A 24,535-nucleotide genomic window follows, 5' to 3' on the forward strand; every position below is an offset into this window, starting at 1 on the left:
ATTACTTGAGTTTTTTGTGTTGCTGGTTGCCGCCCACTTTGACCTTTACGCGGCGTCCTGACATCGATTTTTCTGCCGCCACTTGTTCACTGGCACTGCTGGCGTCTGGTTTATGTTTACCAAAGCGGCGACGTTGCAACTGTTTGAGCAATACATCGCGGTTGCTCACTTCATAACCCGGCATCATGATGCGTTTCAGGCGTTGACCAATGAGTTTTTCGATATCGGCCAGGATCCGTTCCTCTTCACGGCTGACGAAAGAAATCGCTACGCCAGTTTTGCCTGCTCGCCCGGTACGACCTATGCGGTGTACATAATCTTCCGCCAGAAACGGCATGTCATAATTCACTACGTAATCGAGGTCAGGGATATCCAGACCACGGGCGGCGACTTCTGTCGATACCAGTACCCGAATTTTACCTTCAGTGAACTCTTTGAGTGAGCGGCGGCGTTTGCCGTGAGCTTTTTCACTGTGTACAGCCGCCGTTGGGATGCCGTCTTGATTCAGTTCATCGGCCAGTTGATCGGCGTCTTCACGGGTAGCAGAGAAGACCAGCACCTGGTGCCAGTTTTTACGGCCAATGAGTTCGGCCAGTAATTCCCGTTTTCGTCGCTGTTCTACCGGGTAGACCACTTGGCTGACGGTAGATGCGGTGGTGTTCTGGCGATCGGCGGCAAGCACTTTCGGTCGTCGCAAGATCTGTTCGGCAAGCTGCCTAACCCCACCAGAAAAGGTGGCAGAAAACATCAGTGTTTGCCGTTCTTTGTTGGTGGCTTGCAGGATCTTCTGGATATCTTTGATAAAACCCATATCTAGCATGCGATCGGCTTCATCCAGTACCAGCACTTCAACCTGCGATAGATTGACGTTACCTGCTTGCAGATGTTCCAGTAGCCGTCCTGGCGTTGCCACCACCAGTTCCACGCCCGCTTTTAATTTATTGGCTTGGCCAGCGGTCTTTACCCCACCAAACAGCGACACCACACGGGTATCAAGGTAACGGCTGTACGCCTTGGCATTGTCGGCGACTTGCGCCACCAGTTCACGGGTCGGGGCGAGGATCAAGACGCGGATGACGCTGGCGGGTAATTCACAGGGTTTATCGAATATGCGCTGTAGCAGCGGTAACACGAACGCGGCGGTTTTCCCGGTGCCGGTCTGGGCACTGGCTAACACATCTTGACCGCGACGGATCGGCGGTATTGCCAGTTTTTGAATCGGGGTCATCTCCTCATAACCGCATTCGCTGACGGCGCGAATGATCTCGGGAGCAAAACTGTAAGATTCAAATTTCATGTGACGTTTCCTGTGTTCAAGCCGTGATGCCCAATGCCTTTTAGCGCTACAGAACCAAGGCGGCCGCGGAGTATAGCAAAAATCCAGCGGCCAGGGAATGTTAACCGTAACCAAGCCGGGGATGAGGTTCGCTAACTACGGCTTACTGCATTAAAAAACCGCCCGGAGGCGGCTTTTTAGCGGATTAGTTAAACCATCCGGAAAACATCTGCTTAAAGTAGTCAATCAGCTTGCTGAACCAACTGCCTTCCTTGACCTCTTCCAGTGATACCAGTGGATACTGTGCAATGTCTTTGCCGTTTAACTGGAAGTAGAGCCGACCCACGGTTTCACCTTTGGCTATCGGAGCGGTCAACTCTTTCGTCAGCTCGAAATTGGCTTTAAGGTTTTTAGCCTGACCACGCGCAATGGTAAGCGGTGTATCTGTTACCACCCCCAAATTGACGGTTGGTTTGTCACCGTACCAGATTTTCTGAGTGACAAAGCTGTCGCCAGCTTTATATGGCGTTACGGTTTCGAAGAAACGGAAACCAAATTCCAGCAGTTTTTTACTTTCTGCTTTACGGGCTGATTCACTCTTGGTGCCCAATACCACGGAAATCAGGCGCATACCGTCTTTGGTCGCCGAAGCTACCAAGTTGTAGCCTGCTTCTGAGGTATGACCGGTTTTGATCCCGTCCACATTGAGGCTGTTATCCCATAACAGGCCATTGCGGTTGTATTGTTTTATGCCATTGTAAGTAAATGATTTCTCATCATAAATCTTGTATTCATGGGGGACGTCACGGATCAGCGCGGCGCCTAGCAATGCCAAATCATAGGCGGTGCTTTTATGATTTTCGCCATGCAGGCCATGGGCATTTTCGAAGTGGCTGTCTTTCATGCCCAGCTGTTTAGCCCAGCTGTTCATCAGATCCACAAATGCGCCTTCAGTACCGGCAATATGTTCTGCCATTGCCACGCAGGCATCATTACCTGACTGAATAATAATGCCGCGGTTCAAGTCGGAGACTTTGACCTTTTTCCCGACTTCAATGAACATCTTGGATGAATCTGGAAAATTCTTTGACCAGGCATTTTGCGAGATGGTGACTTCGTCATCGGGCGAGACATTGCCACGTTTTATCTCTTGTCCAATCACATAACTGGTCATCATTTTGGTGAGACTGGCGGGGTCCAGTTGCTCATGGGCATTATTCTCTGCAATGATCTGACCAGAGTTGTAATCCATTAAAACGTAGGCTTTCGCCGCCACTTCGGGGGCATCAGGGATCACCATTGGCCTGGGCGCGGTTAACGATGGTGATGGATTATTGGGGATCGGCGTTGGAGAAACCGGGTCAGCCAGCGCGCCTGCACAGACAACGCCAGTGAACATGAATAGTGCGGTTGCGGTTTTTTTGCGAAATTCATCATTGACTGGATACGTTTTAATGGTTGGAGTGAAACTGCCTAAAGACAGCCAGTATATCATTTGTCGACCAGCGATATCAGTGAAGGTTCCTTAATCTTACAAGAACCGCTCAAATATCAACCGCCTTGTGTGGCCGCGTCGCGCACCAGATAGCTCTGTGGGTACCCGTCACTGCGGATAGTGTCCAGCATGCGGTTGGCGAGATCTTCATTGGCCATCGGCCCTAATTGTAAACGGTACAGGTTTTCAGCCGCTGTGATACGGCTCTGTATCTTAAATTTCTGTTCCAGTTCAACGGCTAACGCTTGGAGTTTCTCTTTGGAACTGGCCGCCACAATCTGCACGTAATAAACCGCTTTGCCACTGTTAATCGCCGCAACGGCTTGATGTTCGGGGCTATCGTTATAGATAACCTCCAACCGCACTGGCGCCGTGCCGGTTTTCAGCATATCCAGCTTATAGGCGGCGGCATAAGACACATCAATAATCCGGTTGGAATGAAATGGGCCACGATCATTGATACGTACAATCACACTCTTATTATTATTTAGATTAGTGACTCGCACGTAACTTGGAATGGGCAAGGTCTTGTGGGCACCGGACATGGAATACATGTCATAAATCTCGCCATTAGAGGTGCTATGCCCATGAAATTTCGACGCATACCAAGAGGCTAAACCTTCCTGCACAAAGCCTTTGCCGGAAGGCATTACCTCGTAGGATTTCCCCAGCACTTCATAGTCTTTATTGCCTTGTTTGCTATAGGGCTCATAACGCGGCGTCGCGTCTTTAACTTGCGACAAGTCTGGCGGATTTTCCGGCGGTCGGTCGTGTTTCATGCTGTAGCGGCCATCATTGCGGTTTGCTGGCTCGCTGGCACAGCCCCCAGTAATAGCAACACACACAAAGGAAGCAACCAATTAATGCGTAGCATGATGCTGTCTCAACTGTTGACTGAACTGATATACCACCATGGCGTACAGTGGGCTGCGGTTATAGCGGGTGATCACATAGAAATTGTTCAACCCTAACCAGTATTCGTTGGCTTCTGCCTGTTGCAACTGAATGAGCATGGCCGGTTGCGAGATGTCTAAATCCATCGACTGGGCCAAGGCAACATTTGGTGCCAGAATATCGGCGGCAGTTTGTGTCAGTTTGTCCTGCGGTTGCCAGATATGCGCTGCGGGCTGGCCTGTGACATTGAGTGGCACCGCAACCGCTTGCCCCTGTTGCCAACCGTGCTGATGAAAATAATTGGCAACACTGCCAATGGCGTCAACCGCACTGCCTACCAGATCACGTTTACCATCGTGGTCAAAATCCACCGCATAGGCTAGGTAACTGGAGGGAATAAACTGACCAAAACCCATGGCGCCGGCGTAAGAGCCATTAAGGCTACTGCCATCGAGTTGTTCTTGGCGCAATAACACCATCAGTTTGCCCAGTTCACTACGGAAGAAATCGGCGCGAGGCGGGTAATAAAACCCCAGCGTGTAAAGGGCATCCACGACCGGATAGTTGCCCAGAAACTTGCCGTAGAAGGTTTCTATGCCAATGATGGCAACGATGATCTCGGGTTCAATCTGATATTGTTTGGCCGCGCGGTTTATCGCTTCTTGATGCTGTTGCCAGAAGTTGAGCCCGGCCTGTAAGCGTTCGTCGGTCAAAAACAGCGGATAATACTGGTACCAAGGTTTAGCTTCCCAAGGTTTGGCTATCGCATCCAGTACCTGCTGGTTTTTATGAGCGTTCGCCAAAAACTGTGTGACTTCTTTAGCCGTAAAGCCCTGCTGCTGTTGTTTTTCAATAAACTGTTGTTGCAGTTGCTCATAAGTGGGCGTGGTAGCCGCGCTGGCCAGGGGCGTTATTGCCAGCAGTAGCAACGCGAGCAACTGTTTTGATATCGGCATGAACTAGGTATTCCTATCTGTCGATGAAGCGTCGGTGAGTATGAATGCTCATTAGAATGCCAAAACCCGCTAGCAAAGTCAGCATGGAGGTGCCGCCATAGCTGATTAAAGGTAAAGGAACTCCCACCACGGGTAGAATACCGGACACCATGCCGATATTAACAAACACATATACGAAGAAGGTGAGGGTGATTGAACCTGCCAGCAAACGGGCAAAACTGGTCTGGGCGCGAGAGGCAATCACCAGTCCGCGGCCAATCACATACAGATATAATGCTAATAAAAACAGGCTGCCGATAAGGCCAAACTCTTCACCTATGACCGCAAAGATAAAATCGGTATGCCGTTCTGGCAGAAATTCCAGCTGTGATTGGGTGCCGTCTAGCCAGCCCTTGCCCCAGAGTCCGCCAGAGCCAATCGCGATCTTTGACTGGATAATGTGGTAACCCGTACCGAGGGGATCGGCTTCTGGATTGAGCAGTGTCAGCACCCGATTGCGTTGATAATCGTGCATCAAAAAAACCATAACACTGGCAAAAACGCCAGAAGTGCGGCAATGACGCCACCGACTATGGTCCAGCTCATGCCCGACAGAAATAGCACAAATACCCCAGAAGCGGCCACCAGAATCGAGGTGCCAAGATCTGGTTGTTTGGCAATCAATAAGGTGGGTACTGCCAGTAACACTGCGGCACCTGCCAGATAACGCTTCTTGGGCGGCAAGGGGAATTTACTGATGTACCAAGCCATGGTGATAGGAAATGCTAGCTTCATTAGTTCCGATGGCTGAAATTCCATAAACCCTAGATTTAACCAGCGTTGTGCCCCTTTGTTTATCTCACCAAAAAAGTGTACCGCGACCAAAAACACCACACCCGTGAGGTAAATAGGCAAGGCCCAGCGGCGGTAGACTTCGGGGTTTATTTGGGCCAGCACGAACATCAACCCGAGTGACAGTACCATGCGGATCATCTGCCGCTCTAACATCCCGGGGTCTTCACCACTGGCCGAGTAGATGATAAAAAGACCAAAACACATCAGAGCCAGCAAGCCAAGCAATAGTGGCAAATCCAGATGCAGTCGCTGCCAGAAGGTAGGTTTATGGCTGTGCATGAGTCAACTCCCATTTATCCCGCAGCAGATATTCATCCATCATCGCTCTGGCGACCGGCCCCGCATTCTGCCCACCCCAACCGGCATTTTCGAGAATCACCGTCAGGACGATTTTCGGATTTTCAAATGGCGCATAGGCCACAATCAAGGCGTTATCCCGCAGGTGTTCGTCGATGGTATCCGCATCGTATTTGGCGTCTTCGGCCACACTGAATACCTGACCCGTACCCGTTTTCATCGCAGCAGTATAACTGGCATCGCTGAAACGACTCTTGTGTGCAGTCTGGCGCATGGCATCGGCAATCACTTCCCAATGATGGGGATTTTTCAGCTCTAGTGGTGGCCGTTCTTCTACGGGCGAATCGATCATCGATGTGCTGTCTTTGATGGATTTCAGCAGATGCGGCGGTAAACGCCGACCTTTATTGGCGAGAATGGTGACGGCAGTGGCTAACTGGAGTGGCGTTGTGGTCCAGTAACCCTGGCCAATCCCCACGGAAATAGTGTCGCCGATATACCACGGCTGGTTATAGCGCAGCCGTTTCCAATCGCGGGAGGGCATATTCCCGGCCGATTCTTCATAGATATCAACACCCGTGTTTTCACCAAAACCAAACTGGGTCATGAAATTAGAGATGCGGTCAACACCGCTCTTGTAGGCCAGATCGTAAAAATAGGTATCACAGGAGTTAATAATGGCGCCATAGACATCGACCCAACCGTGTCCCCAACGTTTCCAGTCACGATATTTGCGTTCTACCCCGGGAATTTGCCAGAAACCTGGATCCCATACTCGGGTCTTTTCATTGACTATGCCATCTTCCAGCCCCATCAAGGCTAGGAACGGTTTAACTGTTGATGCTGGCGCATATTGCCCTTGGGTGGCGCGGTTGATCAACGGCCGCGAACGGGAATTTAGCAAATCGCTGTAGGCTTTGGCCGTGATACCATGGACAAACTGATTGGGGTCGTAGCTGGGGCTGGAGGCCATTGCCAAAATCCCGCCATCGCGTGGATCAATGGCGACGATAGAGCCGCGTCGTCCCGCCAGCAGTTCCATCGCTTTTTGTTGTAATGCCAGGTCGATGGTGAGGTAGATATCCTGGCCGGGTTCTGGGGCTTCAACTTTCAGGGTACGGATGTGGCGCCCTAGGTTATTGACCTCTTCCTCCAGGTGCCCAGGTTTGCCGTGCAGCAGGCTCTCATAAAATTTTTCTACGCCTTGTTTGCCGATGTCATTGGTGGCGGCATAGTCGGGCCAGTCACCGGAAAGCTCCAATGCCTTTTGATCGCGGTTATTGATGCGACCAACGTAACCCAGTACATGGGTCAGCAGCTCACCATAAGGATAATAGCGGTTCAGCCCCGCTTCTACCGATACGCCTTCAAAACGATATTGATTGACGCTGAACGCGGCTAACTCTGGCTCAGTTAAATGGCTTTTCAGTGTTAATGGCTTAAAGCGGCGATGAAATTTCAGCGCATCAGTAAAACTTTGCCGTTCGTCATCTGACAATGGCACCACCTTGCTGAGCTCATCCAGCATGGCGTCCATGTTTTTGACTTTTTCCGGGATCACTTCCAACGAGTAAAACGGTTGATTTTCTGCCAGAAGTTTACCATGACGATCATAGATCAACCCGCGGCTAGGCGGCAGTGGTACCACTCGGATGCGGTTGTCGTTAGAGCGGGTGGCATAGTCTTTATATGAGGTGATCTGTAGGTGATAAAGGTTACCTACCAAGATCAGCAGTAGAATTGCCACACAGATGAAAGTGAACATTGCACGGCGCCGAAATAAAGCGGCCTCGGCGGCATGGTCGTGCATGGTAATTCGCTTTCGTTGCTGCACTCGCGGATCTCCGTCAGCGGTTATTCCCGGTGATAGGGATGGTTGTTGTTAATGCTCCAGGCGCGGTACAGGCTTTCAGCAACCACGACCCGTACCAGTGGATGTGGTAATGTCAGTGCCGACAGACACCAGCTTTGTGCCGCCGCCTGCTTACATGCTGGCGCTAACCCTTCGGGCCCACCCACCAACAGGCTGACATCGCGACCATCCAGTTGCCATTTCGCCAGATTTTCAGCTAACTCTGGTGTGGTCCAGTTCTTGCCCGGTAGATCTAGCGTAACGATGTGATTCCCCTTGGCTACGGCGGCAAGCATGGCTTCACCTTCTTTTTGCAAAATGCGCGCAATGTCGGCATTTTTGCCGCGTTTCCCCGCCGGGATTTCCAGCAGTTCCAACGCCATATCCCGCGGGAAACGGCGTTGGTATTCGGTAAACCCTTTACTGACCCAGTCTGGCATTTTGGTGCCGACCGCGATGAGTTGTAACTTCATCAGCGCTACACTTCAGTCCAGAGTTTTTCCAGCTGATAATGCTCGCGAGCCTGCTCTAGCATAACGTGCAGAATCACGTCGCCAAGATCGACCAACACCCATTCGCTGCCATCGCGGCCTTCGACCCCCAATGGCAACATACCCGCTTGCTTGGCTTCGCTGACCACATGTTGGGCAATGGCACTGATATGGGTATTTGAGGTTCCGGTACATATCACCATGTAATCGGTAATATTGGATTTTTGCTGTACATCAAGCACCACAATATCTTTGGCTTTGATGTCTTCGACCTTATCAACAACGAATTGTTTCAACTCCGCACTCTGCAAGCTGTTATTCCTCATGGGGTAAATGTTCAAGCGCCGTAGTATATACCTAAACTGCTGGCAGGATCAGCCTCAGTTACGGTAAAGCTGTTGCGCCAAGATGTAATCCAGCACTTCGGTGGGAACCGCTTCTTTGCATAGTTGCCAGTCATCGGTGGCAATGGCTTTACGCAAGGCGGTTGACGAGTAGGGCTGTGGTGCCACATCCACCATAATGATGTCGCCGCTGTTTTTGCCGCGACCTTGACGGATATTGGCCAGATGCTGCGCCGGGCTTAGTTGTCGCTGTTGCCATTCACCATAAAGCGGGTTGTCGGCTTGCAGTTGCCAACCATCGCGATAGCACACCACCAAGTGGCATAAGTTAAACAGCTCATGCCAGCTTTGCCAACTGGTTAACGACACCAGTGAATCTGTGCCCATGACGAAATAAAACATATCTTGCGGATGTTTTTGCCGCAGCTGTTGTAAGGTGGTGACGCTGTAAGACAAGGTGGTACGTTCCAGCTCCACCGCATTGATGGTCAATTGCGGGAAGTGAGCCGCGGCTAGTTGCAACATTGTTAAGCGCTGCTCTGCACTGGCACTGGCCTGCTGCTTGTGTGGGGGAATGTTGTTGGGCATCAGCCACAGCTGATCGAGCTGGAGCTGTTGCCATACTTCCGCTGCTGGTCGCAGGTGACCATAATGTACTGGATCGAATGTCCCGCCTAAAATCCCTATTCGCATCAGCTTAACTCAAATTGCTGTAACTGCCGATGAGCCTCAGCATCAAACATCAGACACAGGTGGCTGATGCCGATCCAGTCCTCACGCCCTTGTTGTTTAAGTGCCAGTTCCAGCTGAGAACTGACGCCAAGCATATTTTCTATCGCGGCCAGTGATAAGCGTTTTAGTGCCTGTTGATAAAGGGGTTTACGCTTATCCCAGATCCGGTATTGTCCAAACAGTTGATTAAGGTTATGTCCAGCCGAAAGTGCTGACTGTAGCTGCCATAATTGTGTCAGCTCTTTTTGTAGCGCCCAGTGGACGATTGGCAGCGCGGTATCTTCTGCTTTCAGTTGCACCAGCATGTGCTGGGCTTTGTCCTGTTGGTTGGCGAGCAAGGCATCGGTGAGCTGAAACACACTGAAGCGTGATTGATCTTCGAAATAGTGTGATAGCTCCGCTGCGTTGACCTGACGCTGTCCCGCCAGTAGTTGTAGCAGTTGCAGTGCCTGGTCTGCTGCCAAAAGGTTGCCTTCATACAGATTGGCGAGCATCGCCCGCGCATCGGCTTGTAGCTGCAATTGGTAGTGTTGGATTTGGCTATCTAACCAGCGCTGAAACTGCGGCCCTTCCGGTGTGGTGCAGGGAACGAAAATGCCTTTACTATCCAGCAGTTTAAACCATTTGCTATGCTGTTGTTCTTGTGCCAATTTGGGGCCAGTGAGTAGCAACACAGTATCGGGATTAGGCTGTGCCAATAGCGCTTGCAGCATGGCACTGCCATCGCTTCCTGGTTTAGCCTGCGGCAGTTGTAACTCAATGATCCGGCGGCTGGCAAACAGACTCATGGCATGCCACTCATTGTAGAGATCCTGCCAGTTGAAGCTGTTTTCCTGCTCGAGTTGAACGCGCTCTTCAAACCCTTGCGCACGAGCTGCTGCCAACAGTTGTGATTTAGTGGTATCCAGTAGCCAAGGATCGTCGCCAAATAGCAGATAACAGGGCTTAAGCACTGTTATTTGCCGGGCAAACTGATCCGGATACACCCGCATCACTTCACCTCGGTGGCGGCCAGCGTCTGAATAATGTAATCCGCAGCCTGGATGCGCATCTCTTTTACCAGTAGATCCATTTCGCGGCTTTTGGCAAGCGCGGTACGTGGATCGTCTTGGTAGTCACGGCGCACTTCAGCCGTGAAACTCTGCGCTTCTTTATCTGGCATAGCGACACTGAAAAACACCCGGTAGATCAGTTCGTACTCTGCCACATTACCTGTGGAGTAAATTGACAGGGTAGAACGTTCCAGCGAGTCTTTCATCAGTGTCAGTCGCGGTAACTTGGCACTCGCAGGTTTGATGCTGATGTTGTGCAGCCGTAGGCGATCTTGCACCAGCCGGCTTAATTCACTGTACTGGTCTGGCGTGGTAAGGCTGAGCGTTCTGAGCTCAGGCGGAATTGAGTAACTGCCTTGCAGATGAAATCCGCAACCGGCACTGGTCATGAGCACCAGTGCCAGCGCCGAGAACATCAATTGCCGCATAGACTTAGTAAGTGTCAGCATGAATGTCCTGTGCATCAATGAGTTATGTTAGTTCGCTACAATATTCAACAGTTTTCCAGGTACATAAATCACCTTGCGAACGCTCTTGCCTTCGGTGTGTTTCTGTACCTGTTCATCTGCCAGCGCCAGTGCTTCCACCTGTGCCTGTTCGGCATCGGCGGCAACGGTGATTTTAGCGCGCAGTTTACCGTTAACTTGCACTACGACTAGTTTACTGTCTTCAACCAACGCCGCAGTATCTACTTCTGGCCAAGCCGCCGTTTCGATATCGCTGGTGTGACCCAGTGCTTGCCACAAACTGAAGCTCAGGTGTGGGGTGATGGGGTACAGTAAACGCACAACGGCAGACAGCGCTTCAGCCATCAGCGCACGGTCTTGAGCGCTTTCCAGTGATGCTTTTTGCAGATTGTTCATCAGCTCCATCACCGCGGCAACTGCGGTATTAAACATCTGCCGCCGGCCGATATCATCGGTGACTTTGGCGATGGTTTTGTGCAGTTCACGGCGCAGCGTTTTCTGCTCGGCATTGAGACGGCTGACATCCAGTGCTTCGGCTGCACCAGCATTGATATGGTCTGAGGCCAGTTTCCACAAACGTTTGATAAAACGATGCGCGCCTTCAACGCCAGATTCCTGCCATTCCAGGGTCATTTCTGGTGGCGCGGCAAACATCATAAACAAGCGCACGGTATCGGCACCGTATTTTTCCACCATCAACTGCGGATCGATGCCGTTGTTTTTGGATTTGGACATCTTGCTCATGCCGGTATACACCAGTTCATGACCTTCTTTGTCCACCGCCTTGCTGATACGGCCTTTGTCGTCACGTTCCAGCACTTCGGCATCCAGTGGTGATACCCAGACGCGCGCGCCTTTCTCATCGGTGTAGTAGAAGGCATCGGCCAGTACCATGCCTTGGGTCAGCAGCCGTTTGGCGGGCTCGTTGCTGTTAACCAGTCCGGCATCCCGTAGTAATTTGTGGAAAAAGCGGAAGTACAGCAGGTGCATACAGGCGTGTTCAATGCCGCCAACGTACTGATCTACCGGCAGCCAATAGTTGGCCTTGTCAGTATCCAGCATCTGCATGGCTTTTGGTGAACAGTAGCGGGCGTAATACCAGCTAGATTCCATGAAGGTATCGAAGGTATCGGTTTCCCGCAGTGCTGGCTGGCCGTTCACTGTAGTTTTGGCCCACGCTTTGTCAGCTTTAATCGGGCTCTGCACGCCATCCATCACCACATCTTCTGGCAGAATGACCGGCAATTGCTCGGCGGGGGTTGGGATCACGCTACCATCAGGCATGGTAACCATAGGGATCGGTGCACCCCAGTAGCGCTGACGGCTTACGCCCCAGTCACGCAAACGGAAATTCACCTGACGTTTGCCTTTGCCTTGGCTTACAAGCGTGTCGGCAATCGCATTAAAGGCTGCGTCAAACGCCAAACCGTCAAACTCACCAGAATTAAACAGAATGCCTTTATCGGTAAACGCGGCTTGGCTCAAATCTGGTTCACTATCAACGGCTTTGATCACTGCCTTGATAGGTAGACCATACTTTGTGGCAAACTCGTAGTCGCGTTGATCATGTCCTGGCACAGACATCACCGCCCCGGTGCCATAGTTCATCAGCACAAAGTTAGCTGCCCATACCGGCACTTTGTCACCGGTCAGCGGATGGATGGCATACAGGCCAGTCGCCACCCCTTTTTCTCCATGGTGGCTAAGTCAGCTTCAGACGCAGTGCTTTGTTTACATTCTTCAATAAATGCTGCCAGCGCGGGATTGTTAGCTGCCGCTTGCAGTGCCAGCGGATGCGTTGCCGCAATTGCCACATAGGTAACGCCCATGACGGTGTCGGGACGGGTGGTGTAAATATCAAAGGTGTCGTCACTGTCGGCGACCTGGAAGGTCATTTCCACCCCTTCGGAGCGGCCAATCCAGTTACGCTGCATTGCTTTAACCTGTTCCGGCCAGCCGTCCAGGTTATCGATTTCGTTGAGCAGTTCTTCGGCATACGCGGTGATTTTGATGAACCACTGCGGGATCTCTTTCTGCTCAACCTTGGTATCGCAACGCCAGCAGCAACCGTCTACCACCTGTTCGTTGGCCAGTACGGTCTGGTCGTTCGGGCACCAGTTGACGGAAGAGGTCTTTTTGTAAACTAAGCCTTTGTCATACAGCTTGGTGAAAAACCACTGTTCCCAGCGATAATATTCCGGGGTGCAAGTGGCAATTTCACGGCTCCAGTCATAGCCAAATCCCAGCATTTTCAGCTGGTTTTTCATGTAATCAATGTTGGCGTAAGTCCAAGGGGCTGGCGCTGATTTATTCTTGATGGCGGCATTTTCTGCTGGCAGACCAAAGGCGTCCCAACCGATAGGTTGCAGGACATTCTTACCTTGCAGACGCTGGAAACGTGCGACAACATCACCTATGGTGTAGTTGCGTACATGGCCCATGTGTAGGCGACCAGAAGGGTAGGGAAACATGGAGAGGCAGTAAAACTTCTCTTTGCTGTTATCTTCGGTGACTTCAAAAGTTTTGTTGTCTGCCCAGTGCTGTTGAACCCGGGCCTCAATTTCTGAGGGATTGTATTGCTCTTGCATCAGGTTTTTCGGCATTGCCGCCCATAAATTTGAGAGATACGCGCTATGCGGCGCATTTTAAATCCGCATAGAATAAACCAGAAGTGAGTCATTCACCAAGACTCGTCTTAAAGGAGTAGCGCCATGAGTGATAAAAGTAAGGAATTGCTGCAGCTGTATCGGGATTTGTTTCAGAAAGTGAAGGAAATCTATCAGCAGGATAGCTCTCTCACTGTTAAAAGCCTGCTCAGCACCATTAAGCGAGGTAAAGAGTATTTGGCATTAAAGCGCCATGCTGATGAAGAACAACTGCAACTGGTGGAAGAGTTTTTACAGCGGGATATTGCCAGTTTTATCGCGGCGCAAACCGAAGATGATCTGAGTTATAGCCCAACTGCCATTACCTTGGAAAATACCCTTTGGCATTGGCTGGGTGAGATCAGTGACCGTAGCCAAGTGGAGTGGCATGAATTAGCGCAGCAGTTCAGTCAAAAAGGGCTTTACCACAGTGGTGACATTGTGACCCAAGGCACGCTGACGTGTACTCATTGCGGTTATAAAATGGACATTGAATTTACTGATGTGATCCCAGATTGCCCTGAGTGCGACCACGCAGAGTTTACCCGTGAACCGCTGATGCCTTGAGTGCCGCCACTTACCAATAACACAAACGCAGCCAAGGCTGCGTTTGTTAGCTGTGGTTAACTCTGTTGTTTTTTCAATTTATCTAGTGCTGCGATTATCTCCTGCTTACGGCCGCTATCTGCCAGTTCCCGGCCTGGGCGCGGAGCTGCCTGTAGCGCTTTTTGCAGGTATTTTTCGGCTTCAGCGTAACGGTCATCATCCAGCAGAAATTCGCCATAAAAATAGTTGGCGTCAATACCATCGGGATTGATGGTGAGGGCTTTCTTTAGCAGTTCCTCAGCCTTGTCATCGTCACCAAAACCGATGGGCCAGCCAGGCACTTTGAAATAAAGCACGCCAAGGCTGGTGTACGCCGAACCTTGCAGTGTATCGGGGTCTTTGGCAATTGCTTTTTCAAAATCGGCTTTGGCAATTTTGGCGTATTTTAGTGCCCCGAGTCCGCCACTGACGCCGGCATAAGTGGAGTTGATGATACCGTGCCAGATGACGATAGCAGTGTCGTCTGGGTAGGTGTTTACCGCGTTATCCGCTTGCTTCAGTAGCTCATCAAAGGCTTTCTCTTGGTCATCACCTTTTAACGTGTAATTATTGACCGCCCACTGCTGTTGCAGCTGCTGTAATGCTTGGTCACTGGCCTCGCTGGCATTGGCGCTGGTGGCAAACACCACGCAGGCCGTTAACAACAGATTAAGATACTTCATGGCGTTCTCCTGCGGTTTGCGGTGCCGGGGTTGTTCCCTGGCAGAAACGTTTGATGATGGGCAATTGTTTTAACAGTGACTTGTCTACCACACGTGGTAACAGGGCATTGATTCGTACAAAGAGCGATTCTGGCCAGCCAAGATACAGATCCCCTTGGCGGCGCTGTGCCAGTGCTTGACACAATTGCTCGGCAACCCACTCTGGACTGTCGGTTTTATTACCAAGTTGCTGATTCATTTGCTGCATTTCTTGGTTATTGAGTTCGGTATCGGTTGCGCGTGGGGCCAAATACAGTACGGAAATCTTGGTGTCCGCAAGTTCTCGCCGTAGCGCCTCGGTAAAGCCATGTAATCCAGCTTTGCTGGCGCAATACAGGGTCGAGCCCGCATAACCGATACTGCCAAGAATCGACCCCACATTTACTATGGTGGATGGTTTCAGCTGAAACAGCGGCAGCAAGGTACGGCAGATATTAATGGGCGCTAGCAGATTGGTATTGAGTATCCGCTCACTATCGGCGGCACTCGTGGCGCTGAGCGTTTGCAACTGATTGACACCCAGGCAGTTGATCAGTGTATCAGCATCAAATGCCTGTGCCGCGGCCAACAGGGTTTTGAGCCCTGCCGCCGTGGTAAGATCGGCTGTCAGCAACTGATGGCCAGTTCCCTCAAGTTCTTCTTTGAGCTGGTTGAGTTTGCTGCTGTTGCGACCACAGAGCAGCAGTTCATGCCCTTGCACGGCAAGGGCTTTGGCGATGGCACTGCCGATGCCACCACTGGCACCGGAAATGACGACTCGTCTACGAGGTAATGTCATGTGTCACCTCATCCCGCTTTGCTGACTAGTGTGTTGTTGTCGAGCATTGCCGCTTGTTTGGCATCGAGTTCGCGGAATACGTTGCCGTACAAACGGTAAAAGTTGTTAGCCGCATGGATGATCAACTGCTGTTCGGCACTATCTGTGATGCGGTTCATCAGACCTTCAAAAAATTGCATATGTTTTTTGTCCAGTTCACCGTGGGATTTCAGATAACTGAACGCACTCTCGGGGAGACCCAGACTTGCCTGGATCTTGTCGGCCGCCATCAACGCCATATTGATGCTTGTGCCTTCGAGGACATTGACCATCCCGAAAAATCCCAGCGGATTAACACGGCTGACCATATCCCAGGCGTAAGCTACCATCAGCTCAGTGGCAAAATTGGGGGTACTGTGGCGAGCTTTTTCTTTGTCAAAACCACAGGCGGCAATATCATTTAACACCCATTCTTGATGGCCTTTTTCTTCATCAATGTATTCGGCTACCGCCTCTCGCAGCCACTCTTTGCTTTCCGGTAAGCGTGAGCCAACCGCCATCAATAACGGGGAGGTATGCTTCACGTGGTGATAGGCCTGCTGCAAAAATGCCACATACTCAGGTAAGGTGACATTGCCTGCCAGACAATGATTGATAATTGGCGTCTCCAACAGGTATTGGCGTCCGGCTGCGGTGTGTAACTGTAAGTCATCGTAAAAAGCCATAAGCTATCTCGTCTCAGTTGGTCTGTGGATGGGACTGATACAGCGAATCAATCTGTGTATCAAACGCTTGCAACAGCGCTAGACGTTGCAGGCGCCCATTGGCGGTTATATAGGGTAATAACTGTTTATCTTCCAGCCTTAGCCATTGGCGGATCTGGGCATAGTCTGGGAGTTGGGCATTGGCCGTTTTTATCCAATTGGTAATTTGTTGCTCATTCACGGCGGATGAGGCGCTGAGCAAGGCGCACAAATAAGGTTTGTCGTCACCGACCACCATACATTGATTTAGCAAGGGTTCAGACATCAGCACTGACTCTACCCACTCGGGGCTGATGTTGCGGCCAAAGGAGGAGATCAGCAGGTTCTTACTGCGACCATCAATGAATAACCAATCCTCTTCGCAATGGCCGAGATCGCCGGTATAAACTTCGTGGGGATACCAGCTGTCGGGCATCCCCGCATAACCAAGATGGCAGGCTCCACTTACGACCACTTCTTGTTTTTCAATCCGAACCTGACAATGCGCCAGAATTTTCCCCGCTGCACCAATGCGTTGATTGGCAGGTGTGTTGAGGGCAACCACCGAGCCACATTCTGACAAGCCATAGCCTTCGTATACCGGTAAGCCCAGTTGCCGGGCCTTGCTCAGTAACTGCGGATCGACTCTGCCACCGCCCACTGCCACGAATTTGAGTGAGGTGGGCGCTTGCCATCCCTGTTGGCTGGCCGCTAACAGTAAGCGCAGCAGTTGCGGGATCAGGATCATTGAATCCGGTTTTATTTCGCTAATACATTGCAACAGCCGCCAGCTATCCAGATTGGAACTGCCCAGCATGCCTCGCTGTGCATCGCTCGGTATCACAACGGTTCCCCCGCACAATAGCGGGCTGTAGACGCCTGCAATATTTTCTAACAGTGTGCTTAGTGGCAGCAGACACAGGTGCCTTGGCTGTTTAATCGCGATCTCATCAGCCAGTGACTGTGCCACGCGCCATTGGTGATCGCGACTGAGACAAACACCTTTAGGATGACCGGTGGAACCTGAGGTAAAGGTAATTTTTTGGGTGCCTTCCGGTAGCTGGTTGCTGCTGTTGAAGGGCAACTCCCAGCAATGGAAACGTTCCGGTAGCGCCCAGGCGGCGACACCAGGTAAGGCCTCTTCCAGATCCAGTTTACATTGTCCTGGCAGTAGCAGTTCTTCGCTGAGCAGCAGCTCCGCTCCCGCTTGTTCAAGGCAGTTACGAATTTGCTGAGGGGTAAAAAATAACGGTAATGGCAGGCAGACGATATTGGCGACATGGCAGGCTAAATCGACGATGACCCAATCGGCACTGTTGCCCCCGTGCAGCGCGACACAGGAGACCTGTCGCTGTTGCAGCCAATTTGCCAAAACCTCAACACGTTGCGCCAGTTGTTGATAGCTGAGCTGTTGTTGACTGTCTTCAAGCGCAATCTGGGCAGGCGAACCCTGCGCCGTTTGCCGCATAAACTCTACAATATTATTCATGTTGCCTCTTATTTACGACGGATGGCAGTAGCGACAGTGGCGGTTTGGTTACTATAGGTTGCAGCAATTTTTGCTAAGCGCGGGTCAGTATTGATGATTTCACTTGCCCGCTGCAGATTTCCTATCATGACGCTCGGATTATTGCGGTAATAACTGCCCCAGATACTGTAGTCGCCTGGCAAGTTTGGCTGGATCCGCAGAGCACAGGCTGTGAGGTTCAAACCCAAGACGTTGCATTAAATGTTGTACCTGTTCGGTTGCGGTAAATACCATCCATTCATAACCGGCACTTGCCAGCATTTGCGCCAGGGTAACCATTAACATCGGCCCGAAGGCTTTTGTCTCTAAAGCCAGATTACCTATCTCGATCAAGCTGTCGCGCACAACCGGACGTTTGGCGACTTCAGCCACTAGTTGTTCGATTGCAGCAGGCAGATATTGTTCAATAAATAATGGTTGATATTGCCCGGGACGCAAACCGTAGGCGCCGACAGTGCGGCCGTGGTAACTGATGTCTATGAGCCAGGGGAGAAAACTGTTGAGCTGTGCGTGATGCACCTGTTGGAATTTGGATGCAATAAATTGCTCTACCGCTGGGCGCTGTTGATGCGCGATGGTAATCAGCCCTATGTTGGGTATGGAGTGCGCGCCAGAATTTATGGCTACCGACGGTACTTGCGGCAATTGCTGGAACATAAAGAGAACTCCGCTGGTGATATCTCATGATTCACCCTAGCGGAGTCAGCTTAAGGAATACTTATGAAATTCAGATTTAATTAATGATCGCTATTTTATTAATTATATGAATTTATTTGTGTTTTCTGTTAACAATCAATAAAAGGCTGAACAGTAACAGCAGCAGACTGAATATTAATACTGGCCATTGCCCCCATTTAGCGAAAGGGGTAATCCCACTGACTAAGGCTACGTTAGCGGTTAACACGCCGTCTTGAAACTGCGGCAGCTTAGCGCTGATATTGCCATGTTCATCGACAATTGCCGTCACGCCATTGTTCGTATCCCGCAGTAACGGACGCCCCAGTTCTGCTGCACGCATTTGCGCAATTTCCAGATGTTGCAATGGCCCGTTAGAGGCACCAAACCAGGCATCATTGGAGACCGTCAGCAGCAGTTGGGTGTCAGCGGTTACGTTATCTCGCAGTTGTTCGGGAAAGGCGATTTCGTAACAGATAGCTGGTGCTAAACGGAACCCTCCAGCTTGTAAATTGGGCTGCACATAGGCACCGCGACTGAAGGAGGACATGGGCAGATTGAATAAAGGGGCTAGCGGCCGCAACAGGGACTCAAACGGCACAAATTCGCCGATAGGCAACAGGTGGTGTTTGCGGTACTGATTGCTGCCATTGACTTGATAATCACCAGCAGTTTGTTGATGTTGATGGGCATTGCCGAGCACTATCAAGGAGTTATAGAAATCCGATTGGTCAAGGCTCACGATCCCGGAGATAATGGCGGTGTCGTTAAGATTGGCAACTTTATTGGCATTGTCCAGAAATGGTTCGACCATAGATTCAGGCGCTGGGATTGCCGCTTCTGGCCAGATGATAATATCTTTATCAAAATGTGGCCGCGACAAATCCATATATTTCAGCAACGTAGGCCACAGCGCATTGGGATCCCACTTCATGCTTTGCGGAATATTGCCTTGTACCAGCGCAACACTGACCGTTTGGCCTGTGCGTTCAATGCCGTTATGACGTGGTGCTTGCCACACGGCTAAGGCCATCAGAGCCATGAGTATTGGCAGACTTATCCAACGTCTACGCAAGAGCAACACCAAGCTGCCTGCGAACATCGCCAACAGCAGGCTGATGCCCAAGGTGCCAATATACGCTGCCAGCGGTTGCAGTGGGCCACTACTCTGACTATACCCCGCCCACAACCAAGGAAACCCGGTGAGCATCCAGCCACGCAGCCACTCGGTGAGTACCCACAGCGCCGGAAACAATGCCAGCGCATTCCAGTGCCACGCCCAGCGGGAAGCTAACTTAGCCCATAGTGCTCCTGCCAGCGCTGGATACAACGCGAGGTACAACGCCAGCAGTGCCATCAACAACATAGATACTGGTAGTGGCATGCCACCATATTGATAGATGCTGACATGTACCCAACTGATGCCAAAGGCAAAGCTGCCAAAGCCAAAACTGAGCCACAGATAAAAAGCACGTTTGGGCTGCTCACGGCAGCTTAACCACAGGACTAACGCCAATGCTAGTGGATAAATAGGCCACAGATCATAAGGCGCAAAGGAAAGGCTGGTGGCCGCACCAGCAACAAAGGCAAGTACGGCATTAAGCCAAGGAGATTGCCGAATACGGCTGGCAGATAAGATCACTATGGGTTGTTTTCTTCAGTGTTGTTACTGTCGTCGGGCAGTTTTACGCGTAACTGCAGCAAGCGCCGAGTATCTGCGTTAATCACCTTAAATTCAATCCCTTCGATGGTGACTTTCTCATTGCGTTCCGGCAGATGGCCGAACGCATGGCTGACCAAGCCACCAACAGTGTCAAACTCTTCATCACTGAAGTGGGTGTTGAAGTTTTCGTTGAAGTCTTCAATATGCGTCAGTGCTTTGACCATGTAGACCTTGCTGCCGACTTTCCGAATATCCGGTTCTTCGGCCGCATCATGGTCAAACTCGTCTTCAATGTCGCCGACAATCTCTTCCAGAATATCTTCAATGGTCACAAGCCCAGAGACGCCGCCGTATTCGTCAACCACAATCGCCATGTGGTAACGCTGGCTACGGAACTCTTTGAGCAGCACATCGACACGTTTACTTTCGGGCACCACTACCGCAGGACGGATGACCTTTTCTAACGAAAACGGTTCATCGCTGTTATCAAAACCGTATTTAATTAGGTCTTTAGCTAACAAGATGCCTTCGATATGGTCTTTGTCTTCATTAACCACAGGGAAGCGGGAGTGGGCTGACGAGATAACGGTGTTGAGTACATCTTCGACAGAATCGTTATACTGAATGGCAACAATCTGCGCCCGTGGGATCATAATATCGCGGACTCGCAGATCTGATACTTCTAGCACACCCTTGATCATTTCGCGGGTATCCTCGGTGATAAGGTCACGTTGCTCTGCGTCCTGGATCACCTCAACTAATTCGTCGCGATTCTGGGGTTCGCCCATGAACAACTGGCTGACACGATCAAACCAGCCCTTCTTGTGGGCGCTTGTACTCGGGGGATATCATCACTCATAGTGCTGTCACAGTTCGTGGAAGACGAACTTTTATTGCTCCTTGTAAGGGTCAGAAAAACCTAAGCTTTCAATGAGTTCTGTCTCAATGGCTTCCATTTCTTCAGCTTCGGCGTCGTCGATATGATCATAACCTAGCAGATGCAGGCACCCATGCACAACCATATGCGCCCAGTGAGCTTCTAATGGTTTATGTTGTTCCTGCGCTTCATTCTCAACGACCGGGGCACAAATAACAAGATCCCCGATCAGTGGCAGTTCAATGCCGGGTGGTGCTTCAAAGGGAAAAGACAGCACATTAGTGGGCTTGTCTTTGCCACGATAATCCATATTCAGCTGGTGACTTTCGGCTTCATCTACGAGCCGAATCGTCATTTCGGCTTCATCCAGACGGCCATCAAGGGCGGTTGTAGCCCAGCGTAAAAAGTCGGCTTCAGCCGGTAATTGGGTGGATTCAGAGGCAATCTGTAAATCCAGTGTCAACTCAAGACTCATGTTCGGAAGGTTCCGTAATATCAGAAGGTTCGGCCAGTTTGTACTGGTTATCGTGACGGCCGCTGGCGGCTTGTTGCCGTTGTTCAAAAGACTCGTAAGCTTCTACGATTCTTGCCACGACCGGGTGGCGCACCACATCTTTTGACTGGAAGAAGTTAAAGCTGATTTCATCCACATCGCCAAGCACTTCAATGGCGTGGCGCAAGCCTGATTTCACATGGCGCGGCAGGTCAATTTGGGTGATATCACCGGTAATGACCGCCTTGGAATTAAAGCCGATACGGGTCAGGAACATCTTCATCTGCTCTACTGTGGTGTTTTGGCTTTCATCAAGGATGATAAAGGCGTCATTCAAGGTACGACCACGCATGTAGGCCAGCGGGGCGATTTCAATCACGCTGCGTTCTATCAGACGTTCGACTTTTTCAAAGCCTAACATCTCAAATAACGCATCATATAAAGGCCGCAAGTAAGGGTCGACTTTCTGGCTCAGATCGCCGGGCAGAAACCCGAGTTTCTCGCCCGCTTCTACTGCCGGGCGGGTCAACAGAATACGTCGTACTTCTTGGCGTTCCAGTGCATCTACTGCTGCGGCCACCGCCAGATAGGTTTTGCCTGTGCCCGCCGGGCCGATACCAAATGCAATATCGTGACGGACGATGTTAACCACATACTGACTCTGGTTCGGATTGCGCGGTTTAATCACGCCCTTGCGGGTTTTGATAAAGTGCTCTTGTGGCTGCTCACTGTCATGGTCGGCTTCTATCGAAATAGCTTCCTGAATGGCAATATGCACTTTTTCTGGTTCTAAATCTGGCGTGCTGCCTTTGAGCGGGGCGGTTTCCACATACAGAGTACGCAACAGATTACTGGCGGTCAGACAGCCTTGTGGTTGGCCGACAATCTTGAAATGGTTGTTGCGGTAACTGATCTCGACACCAATACGGCGTTCGAGCTGTTTGATGTTGTCATCAAATGGGCCACACAGGGACGCCAGTCGGCGACTGTCCGCTGGCTCCAGATACAGATCCATGGCGGTTAATTTATGGGACAAATAAAACTCCGATACTAATTGCGCTACATTGCTCAGTTTACGAGCCTCATTGGCGAAATGCCATGAGAAAAATGTCATAGGTCAGCAAGCTAAAAGGCGACCGTGGCCGCCTTTTTATCATCACTATGGTTGGTAGCGTTTTACCCCAAGTTCATCGGCACTCTGGTGTTTAGCCAGAATATCCACTGGTCGCAGATTGCGCCGCAGATCCATCTGATCTTCACCACGAATGAACTTGCCACGCAGCGAGTTAGGATAAACATCGGTGATCTCCACATCGACAAAGGTACCTATGTGTTGTGGTTGACCTTCAAAGTTAACCACGCGGTTGTTTTCCGTGCGGCCACGCAGTTCCAGCGGATTTTTCACCGATGGGCCTTCGACCAAAATGCGCTGCACTGTGCCTAACATCTGCCGGCTGTAGCGCATCGCCTGATGGGTGATGGTGTCTTGCAATCTGGCGAGACGTTGCTTCTTCTCTTCCAGATCCACATCGTCTGGCAAGTCAGCCGCTGGTGTGCCGGGACGGGCGCTGTAAATAAAGCTGAAGCTATGGTCGAAATTCACTTCTTCAATCAGCTTCATGGTGTCTTCAAAATCTGCGGCGGTTTCACCGGGGAAACCAACAATAAAGTCGGAGCTGATCTGGATCTCTGGCCGAGCTTTACGCAGGCGGCGAATAATCGACTTGTACTCAAGCGCCATATGCCCGCGTTTCATTTGCGTCAGAATGCGGTCTGAGCCTGACTGTACTGGCAGATGCAGGAAACTCACCAGTTCCGGTGTATCGGCATAGACATCAATAATATCTTGTGTGAATTCAATCGGGTGGCTGGTGGTAAAGCGGAGGCGATCTATGCCATCAATGGCGGCAACATAGCGCAACAGTTCGGCAAAGGAGCAGATGTCGCCATCAAATTTGGCACCGCGATAGGCATTAACGTTTTGCCCCAGCAAATTGACTTCGCGTACCCCTTGCTGTGCCAGTTGTGCCACTTCCAGAATGACATCATCCATTGGGCGACTGACTTCTTCACCGCGGGTATAAGGCACAACACAGAAAGAACAATACTTGCTGCAACCTTCCATGATAGACACGAACGCGGTGGGGCCTTCGGCACGGGGTTCGGGCAGTCGGTCAAATTTTTCGATTTCCGGGAAGCTAACATCAATAACCGCATGACTGCCACCATGCACTTCATTGATCATCTCTGGCAAGCGATGCAAGGTTTGCGGGCCAAAAACAATATCAACACATGGTGCTCGTTCTTTGATGGCTTTGCCTTCTTGCGACGCCACACAGCCACCCACGCCGATGATCAAATCGGGATTTTTATCCTTGAGACCTTTCCAACGACCTAACTGATGGAACACCTTCTCCTGTGCTTTTTCACGAATTGAACAGGTATTGAGCAGCAGCACATCGGCATCTTCTGCTGCTTCTGTCAGGGTATAGCCCTGAAATTCGTTCAACAGATCGGCCATCTTGGCTGAGTCATACTCATTCATCTGACAGCCCCAGGTTTTGATATGGAGTTTCTTACTCATCAGTTTTGTGCCGCTCTCTCGTACCTCTAGGAAAATAGCGCGCTATTTTACCTACAGTTACCGCTGCTTGCCAACGTTTGCTGGTGCAAAACTGCATTACCTGGCGCGCCAGCGTTGGTTGTTGGCATAAGCTGTTGTTTCTATTGTGGCTTCACGTTTTGCCAGCAAGGTGGCATGGTTGGTCATAAATTGCTGTGCCATCTGCTGGTTATGGTTTTTGGCGGTGTCATGAATATCTGCCACTAAGGCAAAATGCAATTCACTCATGGTTTCCGCGAATTGTTGATATAAGGCATAATTAACCGAACCTATGTAGGTTACAGTGATGACTTCCATTTTTGCGGCGCTGTTGCGGCTGTGCTAGGCAGTGGTAACCATGCGCCGACAGCTATCAGGGCGCTTGCGGCAAAGCGGCCAAAGGATGCGATTGCCATAGTTTTCTCCTGGGTTATTCATGGGATGAACCTGTACCGCACTGCTCAGGCGTTACTAAAATAAGACGCTTGATTGCCATCATTAGGTTGGAATTAAATTGTGAATTATTTCGTTTTCGGGGAACGGTCGACGCTATTC

The 24,535-nt window shown here is 50.8% G+C and carries 21 protein-coding genes and 3 pseudogenes; 1 reads left to right on the forward strand and 23 read right to left on the reverse strand.

Going from position 1 to position 24,535, the window contains the following annotated elements:
* Position 1 precedes the first annotated feature (1 nt).
* The 12 genes and pseudogenes from KHX94_RS14580 to leuS all read right to left on the reverse strand — a co-directional run bounded on the left by KHX94_RS14580 (position 2) and on the right by leuS (position 13,278).
* Positions 2 to 1,297, reverse strand: coding sequence for a DEAD/DEAH box helicase (locus KHX94_RS14580; protein WP_213681191.1), 1,296 nt, complete (start codon positions 1,295 to 1,297; stop codon positions 2 to 4).
* A gap of 184 nt (positions 1,298 to 1,481) precedes the next feature.
* The gene (locus KHX94_RS14585) at positions 1,482 to 2,771 is read right to left on the reverse strand and encodes a serine hydrolase (RefSeq protein WP_244859177.1); all 1,290 of its coding nucleotides are present in this window, start codon (positions 2,769 to 2,771) and stop codon (positions 1,482 to 1,484) included.
* 56 nt (positions 2,772 to 2,827) lie between these two features.
* Positions 2,828 to 3,631 (reverse strand): septal ring lytic transglycosylase RlpA family protein, encoded by an 804-nt coding sequence (locus KHX94_RS14590; protein ID WP_244859178.1) that lies wholly within the window; start codon positions 3,629 to 3,631, stop codon positions 2,828 to 2,830.
* On the reverse strand, positions 3,632 to 4,621 hold the full coding sequence (mltB, locus tag KHX94_RS14595) for a lytic murein transglycosylase B (protein ID WP_213681192.1): 990 nt from the start codon (positions 4,619 to 4,621) through the stop codon (positions 3,632 to 3,634).
* A gap of 13 nt (positions 4,622 to 4,634) precedes the next feature.
* Positions 4,635 to 5,734: pseudogene (rodA, locus tag KHX94_RS14600) on the reverse strand (rod shape-determining protein RodA).
* A complete protein-coding gene (gene mrdA, locus KHX94_RS14605) occupies positions 5,721 to 7,586 on the reverse strand; it encodes a penicillin-binding protein 2 (protein WP_213681193.1) in 1,866 nt (621 codons plus the stop codon). The pseudogene rodA and the gene mrdA overlap by 14 nt, the downstream one beginning before the upstream one ends.
* A gap of 20 nt (positions 7,587 to 7,606) precedes the next feature.
* The gene (gene rlmH, locus KHX94_RS14610) at positions 7,607 to 8,077 is read right to left on the reverse strand and encodes a 23S rRNA (pseudouridine(1915)-N(3))-methyltransferase RlmH (RefSeq protein ID WP_213681194.1); all 471 of its coding nucleotides are present in this window, start codon (positions 8,075 to 8,077) and stop codon (positions 7,607 to 7,609) included.
* 5 nt (positions 8,078 to 8,082) lie between these two features.
* On the reverse strand, positions 8,083 to 8,406 hold the full coding sequence (gene rsfS / locus KHX94_RS14615) for a ribosome silencing factor (protein WP_213681195.1): 324 nt from the start codon (positions 8,404 to 8,406) through the stop codon (positions 8,083 to 8,085).
* Between the two features lie 69 nt (positions 8,407 to 8,475).
* Positions 8,476 to 9,132: a nicotinate-nucleotide adenylyltransferase gene (nadD, locus tag KHX94_RS14620; RefSeq protein WP_213681196.1), complete on the reverse strand. Its 657-nt coding sequence runs from the start codon at positions 9,130 to 9,132 to the stop codon at positions 8,476 to 8,478.
* Positions 9,132 to 10,163 (reverse strand): DNA polymerase III subunit delta, encoded by a 1,032-nt coding sequence (holA, locus tag KHX94_RS14625; RefSeq protein WP_213681197.1) that lies wholly within the window; start codon positions 10,161 to 10,163, stop codon positions 9,132 to 9,134. The genes nadD and holA overlap by 1 nt, the downstream gene beginning before the upstream one ends.
* Positions 10,163 to 10,672 carry an LPS-assembly lipoprotein LptE gene (locus tag KHX94_RS14630; RefSeq protein ID WP_244859179.1) on the reverse strand — a complete coding sequence of 170 codons (510 nt, stop codon included), beginning with the start codon at positions 10,670 to 10,672 and terminating at the stop codon, positions 10,163 to 10,165. Before KHX94_RS14630 ends, holA begins: the two co-directional genes overlap by 1 nt.
* A gap of 27 nt (positions 10,673 to 10,699) precedes the next feature.
* Positions 10,700 to 13,278: pseudogene (gene leuS, locus KHX94_RS14635) on the reverse strand (leucine--tRNA ligase).
* Between the two features lie 123 nt (positions 13,279 to 13,401).
* Here leuS and KHX94_RS14640 point away from each other — a divergent pair.
* Complete coding sequence (locus KHX94_RS14640) at positions 13,402 to 13,902, forward strand: zinc ribbon-containing protein (RefSeq protein WP_213681198.1); 501 nt, start codon at positions 13,402 to 13,404, stop codon at positions 13,900 to 13,902.
* A 56-nt stretch (positions 13,903 to 13,958) separates the two neighbouring features.
* Here KHX94_RS14640 and KHX94_RS14645 read toward each other — a convergent pair whose 3' ends face one another.
* From KHX94_RS14645 to KHX94_RS14700, 11 genes and pseudogenes are all read right to left on the reverse strand, one after another.
* A complete protein-coding gene (locus KHX94_RS14645) occupies positions 13,959 to 14,603 on the reverse strand; it encodes a tetratricopeptide repeat protein (RefSeq protein WP_213681199.1) in 645 nt (214 codons plus the stop codon).
* Positions 14,590 to 15,420 carry an SDR family oxidoreductase gene (locus KHX94_RS14650; RefSeq protein WP_213681200.1) on the reverse strand — a complete coding sequence of 277 codons (831 nt, stop codon included), beginning with the start codon at positions 15,418 to 15,420 and terminating at the stop codon, positions 14,590 to 14,592. The genes KHX94_RS14645 and KHX94_RS14650 overlap by 14 nt, the downstream gene beginning before the upstream one ends.
* Before the next feature lie 8 nt (positions 15,421 to 15,428).
* A complete protein-coding gene (locus KHX94_RS14655) occupies positions 15,429 to 16,124 on the reverse strand; it encodes an iron-containing redox enzyme family protein (RefSeq protein WP_213681201.1) in 696 nt (231 codons plus the stop codon).
* Positions 16,125 to 16,137: 13 nt separating this feature from the next.
* Positions 16,138 to 17,631, reverse strand: coding sequence for an AMP-binding protein (locus KHX94_RS14660; protein WP_213681202.1), 1,494 nt, complete (start codon positions 17,629 to 17,631; stop codon positions 16,138 to 16,140).
* Positions 17,632 to 17,769: 138 nt separating this feature from the next.
* Positions 17,770 to 18,327 (reverse strand): thermostable hemolysin, encoded by a 558-nt coding sequence (locus tag KHX94_RS14670; RefSeq protein ID WP_213681204.1) that lies wholly within the window; start codon positions 18,325 to 18,327, stop codon positions 17,770 to 17,772.
* 112 nt (positions 18,328 to 18,439) lie between these two features.
* Positions 18,440 to 19,987: an apolipoprotein N-acyltransferase gene (gene lnt, locus KHX94_RS14675; RefSeq protein WP_213681205.1), complete on the reverse strand. Its 1,548-nt coding sequence runs from the start codon at positions 19,985 to 19,987 to the stop codon at positions 18,440 to 18,442.
* A pseudogene (corC, locus tag KHX94_RS14680) lies at positions 19,987 to 20,867 on the reverse strand (CNNM family magnesium/cobalt transport protein CorC). Before corC ends, lnt begins: the two are co-directional and overlap by 1 nt.
* Positions 20,868 to 20,898: 31 nt before the next feature.
* Positions 20,899 to 21,360 (reverse strand): rRNA maturation RNase YbeY, encoded by a 462-nt coding sequence (gene ybeY, locus KHX94_RS14685; RefSeq protein ID WP_213681206.1) that lies wholly within the window; start codon positions 21,358 to 21,360, stop codon positions 20,899 to 20,901.
* Entirely contained in the window at positions 21,350 to 22,414 is a 1,065-nt protein-coding gene (locus KHX94_RS14690) for a PhoH family protein (protein WP_213681207.1), read from the reverse strand. The genes ybeY and KHX94_RS14690 overlap by 11 nt, the downstream gene beginning before the upstream one ends.
* Positions 22,415 to 22,537: 123 nt before the next feature.
* Positions 22,538 to 23,962 (reverse strand): tRNA (N6-isopentenyl adenosine(37)-C2)-methylthiotransferase MiaB, encoded by a 1,425-nt coding sequence (miaB, locus tag KHX94_RS14695; RefSeq protein ID WP_213681208.1) that lies wholly within the window; start codon positions 23,960 to 23,962, stop codon positions 22,538 to 22,540.
* Between the two features lie 96 nt (positions 23,963 to 24,058).
* Positions 24,059 to 24,229 (reverse strand): hypothetical protein, encoded by a 171-nt coding sequence (locus tag KHX94_RS14700; RefSeq protein ID WP_213681209.1) that lies wholly within the window; start codon positions 24,227 to 24,229, stop codon positions 24,059 to 24,061.
* Positions 24,230 to 24,535: the final 306 nt, after the last annotated feature.

Origin of the sequence: Shewanella dokdonensis, from assembly GCF_018394335.1 — a bacterium.
GTDB classification, from domain to species: domain Bacteria; phylum Pseudomonadota; class Gammaproteobacteria; order Enterobacterales; family Shewanellaceae; genus Shewanella; species Shewanella dokdonensis.